This window comes from Phytoactinopolyspora endophytica (assembly GCF_004138495.1).
Lineage (GTDB): Bacteria > Actinomycetota > Actinomycetes > Jiangellales > Jiangellaceae > Phytoactinopolyspora > Phytoactinopolyspora endophytica.
Genome location: NZ_ML142854.1, coordinates 97,081 through 101,663, shown reverse-complemented (window position 1 = coordinate 101,663; position 4,583 = coordinate 97,081). Strand labels below are relative to the sequence as shown.

The window sequence follows — 4,583 nt, the reverse complement described above, 5'->3', positions numbered from 1 at the left end:
GTGGCCAGCTTCGCGGTGATCGAGACCATGATCACTCGGGGATTCAAGCGCCAGCCGAAGGATCAGGAAGCCACGGAGATCGTCGCTCTCGGCAGCTCCCTGAGCCTCGTCTCGATCGCGCTCGCCGTCGGCACGGCATGGCTCCTGGCAACCGTGCTGCCCGAGGCAGTGAGCTGGCTGATCGGCCCGTTCTCGGCGTCGTTGGTCTACGTCGCCGCCCTCGGCGCCGAGATGTCCGTCGCCAGGCGCATCGAAGAGGCACGAAACATCGAATGACATCGTCAGCGATACTGCCGGCATTCCCCGGTGAAGATGCCGTTGAGGCAAGCCTCGAGGACTGCCTCGGCCGCATCCGGAAGCGCCCGCACACCGACGGCCCGGCCCGGCGCCTGGTACAGCTGTCCAGCGAGGCCATCCACCAGCGCTGCTATCCGCAGCGCGGACATGTCGACGTCGGCGTCAGACTCGACCTCCCCGCACTCCTTGCCGTTGTGCACCGCCGTGGCCAGTTCGCGATGGATTCTCTGAGATGTCGCGCTCGCTACGGCAGCCAACGTCGCGTTGTCCACGGAGCGGCCGAGGAAGGCCCGCATCACGCGGCACTCCCCTCGCCGACGGTCGTCGATCGGCAACAGTTCCAGCATGCTCGCGAACACCACGTCCGAGATGGTCCCCTTGCGTGCCTCGCCTTGGGTGATATGCCCAGCGACCCGCTCACCGACGTCGGCTGTCACCTGCTGGTAAGCGAACAGCAGGAGGTCGTCTTTGCTGGTGAAATAGTGCTGTACGAGCCCGACAGACACGCCGGCCTGTTTGGCGACGTGAGCCACAGTCGCAGCGTCGAGCCCTGAGCCGGCGACAAGCCCGATCACCGCGTCAGCGATCTGCCGCCGCCGCGCGTCGTGATCCGCAACCCGAGGCACAACGTCACCGTATCAACGTACGGCTAGAGCCGCCTGACCAGCGCCAGAGCAGACCCAGCCATTCGGACAAGGCACGCGTCGACACGGATTCTTTCCGGATCTCTGAGCCCGACAATAACCGTACGTGTATATTGTTACAGATAAACCGTACGTTCATACGGCAACGCCGTAGCCGGACCACGTGAGAGAGCCAGCCTCATGAGGACATATGCCCGCGCACTGACCGCCGCCGCCCTCATCGCCGGAGTCATACTCTCGACCGGAGCTGTCCTTGCTGCCCACGCCACCTTCTCCACCAGGACGGCCGCTTCGGCAGCGTCCGGCGAGGCGACAGAGCCCGGCGCACAGACCACGCCGACGGATACGGAGGCCGCGAAGGTCGACGCCTATCTCCGCGAACGCATGGACGCCACGAAGACGCCCGGCATGGCTTACGCGATCGTCTCGCCGGAGTCGATCGAGCACATCGGCACCTGGGGCGAAAACGGCGACGGCGCCCCGATCACCGCCGACACCCCGTTCCTCTGGGGATCCGTCTCCAAGCCGGTGACGGCCACGGCCGTCATGACCCTGGTAGAGAACGGATCGATAGACCTCGACAAGCCGGTCCACAGCTACGTCCCGGAGTTCACCCTCGCCGATGAAGAGCTGGCCGGACTGATCACGGTCCGGCATCTGCTCGAGCAGACCAGCGGCATCCCTGAAGGCACCGGAGCCACCGACCGGTTCGGCCGGCGGCAGGAACCCTACGCAGACGCGGTTGCCGACCTTGCCGACGTCCAGCCACTGTCCGTGCCGGGCGAGGAGTTCGAGTACGCCAGCGAGAACTACCTCCTTCTCGGCGCCGTGGTCGAGGCGGTCGCTGACCAGCCCTTCCACGAGTACCTGCGCAAGCATGTCCTCGGTCCGCTGGAGATGACCGGCGCGATCACGACGCCGGACGGCGCCGACGACGCTCTGGCCGACGGTCACAGTTACGCGTTCGGCCAGCCCGTGAGCGTACCCGCGCATTACGACCAGAGTGGCCCGAGCTACGGCTACCTCGGCGGCACGGTCCAAGATCTAGCCCAGTTCGCAATGGCACACCTGAACGACGGCGCGTACGGATCAGTCCAGGTACTCGGATCCGAGTCCGTCGAGTTGGCGCACGCGGGCGCCGCACATGTCACCGACTCCATCAGTTACGGCTTCGGCTGGCGCGACGACACCAGGAACGAGGACCTCGGGACCCGCACCGTCTGGCACAGCGGCGCCGTGCACGGGTATCAGGCCACACTCGTCCTGCTCCCCGAGCTCGAACGCGGCATCGTCGTCGTGCAGAACATCTACGGGTTCTTCCAGGACTGGGAACTGGTCGCGACGGGCCTGAACGCCGGCCGGATTCTCGCCGGAGGCGAGCCCGAGCCGATCTCCAGTGGTCCCGCGTACGCTTTCACGCTCGGCGGCCTGGTCGCTACTCTGGCCGGCATCGCCGGCGCGACCGGATGGCCGGCCTACAGGACACTCCGCGGCCAAGCCGCACCAGCGCAACGGCGCCGAACCCTCGTGACGACGGCATGCTGGACCGTAGCCGGTCTGGCGCTGGCCTACGTCGCCGGCGTCGCACTCCCCGACTCGGTCGGCGCCGGTCTACCGCTGATCAGGCTATGGGCGCCGGACGTCGGCTGGCTGCTGAGCGCCGTCGTCGTCGGGTCGCTCCTGCTGGCCACCGCGCGGCTCACCACCGGTGTCGTCCGTTTCAACCGCATCGATGAGTCGCACCACCTCGAGTGACGTCATGTTTCCTCGTGCCAGCGTCAGCTATTCATGCGTCGGCGGTACCTCGTGGCTACGTAGTCGTCGACCCACACCTTCGTGCTGAACCAGGTACCGTCAGGCTGTTGTTGTGCCCGCAGACTCCCACGAAGAATAGCTTTGCGCAGCGAGTTTGCAGTCAGACCTTCACGCTCCAACGCCGCTAAGGGCAGCAGCCGAGCTGGACCAGCCACAGCTGGCATGACAAAACGGTGAAGGTTGTCTGTCACCGCGCGGGCAATAAGTTCACCAAGGGGACCAAAGTCGCCTCCGTCGGCACGATGGAGGGCCTTCATATACCTGTCGCGCTCTCTCCGATAGACGATAGCCGGCGGGTAGCCGAGGCGAACCAGTATGAGGTTGAGCAGCAGACGACCCGCCCGGCCATTGCCATCGAGAAACGGATGAACGCTCTCGAAGGTTACGTGAGTCTCAGCCAGCCGCTCTGGCAACGGTCGGTCGTCGGACTCACGGATGCCTTCAACGAGGCGAATCCAGTCAAGCATGTGCGCGTTGACCTCAGTCCACGAGGGCAGCTTCATGCCGTTTTCAAAGGGCTGACTGGTGTCATGACCAGCTGATGAACGTACCGGACGTCCGTCAAGCTGACGAGGTCGCCGTTCGACCAATCACCTGGTTCGACGCCCTGTCCGTACACCCAGGTGGCAGCATCGGCGTAGCCTTTCGCGACGGCCTTCCACCTGCCATTCCGACCTCCATGAAAGTGTCCCGCAGGCTCAAAAATAACTCAGACGGGACACTTTTCGCTGCGAGGTTGTCCCGACTCACGAAAACTAACTGAGACGGGACACTTTTGATTCAACCAAGATCACACGCCTCCTCTGATCCGGCCGGGCACGCCACCAACAATCCGCCTCTCGACCCGAACCCCAAGGTGTCCGCCGCGGGTCGAATCAACTCGGACGGGACACCTTCACGATGCAGGCGGAAGACACCGAGGGCTGACGGCGGCTGTGCTGGTCACGCCTCGCGCAGCCCGACCCGGCCGTGTACCCGTTTGAGGGCTTTCGGCGCGTACCAGGACCAGCGCCCGAGCAGCCGCATCGACGCCGGCACCAAGACCCCACGGACCAGGGTGGCATCGATCAGGATGGCGAGACCGGCGCCGAGGCCGAACAGTTGGAGGAAGCTGACCTGGCTGGTGAGGAATGAGAAGAACACGATCGCGATCAGGGCCGCGGCCACGGTGACGATCCGGCCGGTGTGGGTCAAGCCGTAGATGGTGGACTCCTCCACGCTTGCACCAGCGTCGTGCCGCTCCTTGATCCGGCTCATCATGAAGACCTCATAGTCCGTGGACAAGCCGAAGACGATGCAGAACAGCAGGACGATCATCGCCATGTCCAGCGGAATCGGCGTGAAGCCCAACAGCGACGAGCCGTAACCCTCCTGGAAGACCAGGACCAGCAGGCCCAGGGTCGCGCCGAATGTGAGCACGTTGCTGATCACCGCGCGCACCGGTTGGACGATGCTGCCCGTGAACAGGAACAGGATGACCAGAGTGGTCAGCACGATCAGTCCCGCGGCGAGCGGCAGCCGGTCGCTGACGGCGTCCAGGCTGTCCACCAGCGTCGCGGTCTCCCCACCGACCAGCGTCACCACACCCGCGGGCGGCGTGACCGCACGGACGTCGCCGACCAGATCCTGTGCCGCCGCCGATCGCGGGTCGGCGTCGATGGCCACCGTGAGCCGCTCAGCCGACGGTGCGCTCATGCCCTGAGCGGGCGGCGCGTCCGGCACCGGCCCACCGTCGACGAACATGCCGGCGCTGGTCTCCACCCGCTCGACGGCGGGCAGTTCGGAGAGCTGCCCGGCATAACCGGCCAGGTCGTCCTGGTCTATCGT

General features: G+C 65.5%; 4 protein-coding genes and 1 pseudogene. 2 read left to right on the top strand and 3 right to left on the bottom strand.

Annotated elements, in window-relative coordinates:
- Window positions 1-276 (top strand): annotated as a pseudogene (locus tag ELR45_RS13490) (hypothetical protein); the annotation flags it as partial.
- Window positions 277-281: 5 nt separating this feature from the next.
- On the opposite strand, the gene ELR45_RS13485 reads toward ELR45_RS13490, so the two are convergent.
- The gene (locus ELR45_RS13485) at window positions 282-923 is read right to left on the bottom strand and encodes a TetR/AcrR family transcriptional regulator (protein WP_129666811.1); all 642 of its coding nucleotides are present in this window, start codon (window positions 921-923) and stop codon (window positions 282-284) included.
- Between the two features lie 198 nt (window positions 924-1,121).
- On the opposite strand from ELR45_RS13485, the gene ELR45_RS13480 reads away from it, so the two are divergent.
- A complete protein-coding gene (locus tag ELR45_RS13480) occupies window positions 1,122-2,696 on the top strand; it encodes a serine hydrolase domain-containing protein (protein WP_129666808.1) in 1,575 nt (524 codons plus the stop codon).
- Between the two features lie 23 nt (window positions 2,697-2,719).
- Here the strand turns inward: ELR45_RS13480 and ELR45_RS42705 are convergent, their stop codons facing one another.
- Together ELR45_RS42705 and ELR45_RS37780 are read right to left on the bottom strand one after the other, a co-directional pair.
- Window positions 2,720-3,223, bottom strand: coding sequence for a Fic family protein (locus ELR45_RS42705; RefSeq protein WP_420813882.1), 504 nt, complete (start codon window positions 3,221-3,223; stop codon window positions 2,720-2,722).
- A gap of 475 nt (window positions 3,224-3,698) precedes the next feature.
- On the bottom strand, window positions 3,699-4,583 hold an 885-nt coding region (locus ELR45_RS37780), incomplete at its 5' end, for an MMPL family transporter (RefSeq protein ID WP_205856545.1).

Excerpts from the sequence above, each read along its gene's own strand:
- ELR45_RS42705 (WP_420813882.1), bottom strand. The coding sequence starts at position 3,223 with ATGCTTGACTGGATTCGCCTCGTTGAAGGCATCCGTGAGTCCGACGAC.
- ELR45_RS13480 (WP_129666808.1), top strand. The coding sequence starts at position 1,122 with ATGAGGACATATGCCCGCGCACTGACCGCCGCCGCCCTCATCGCCGGA.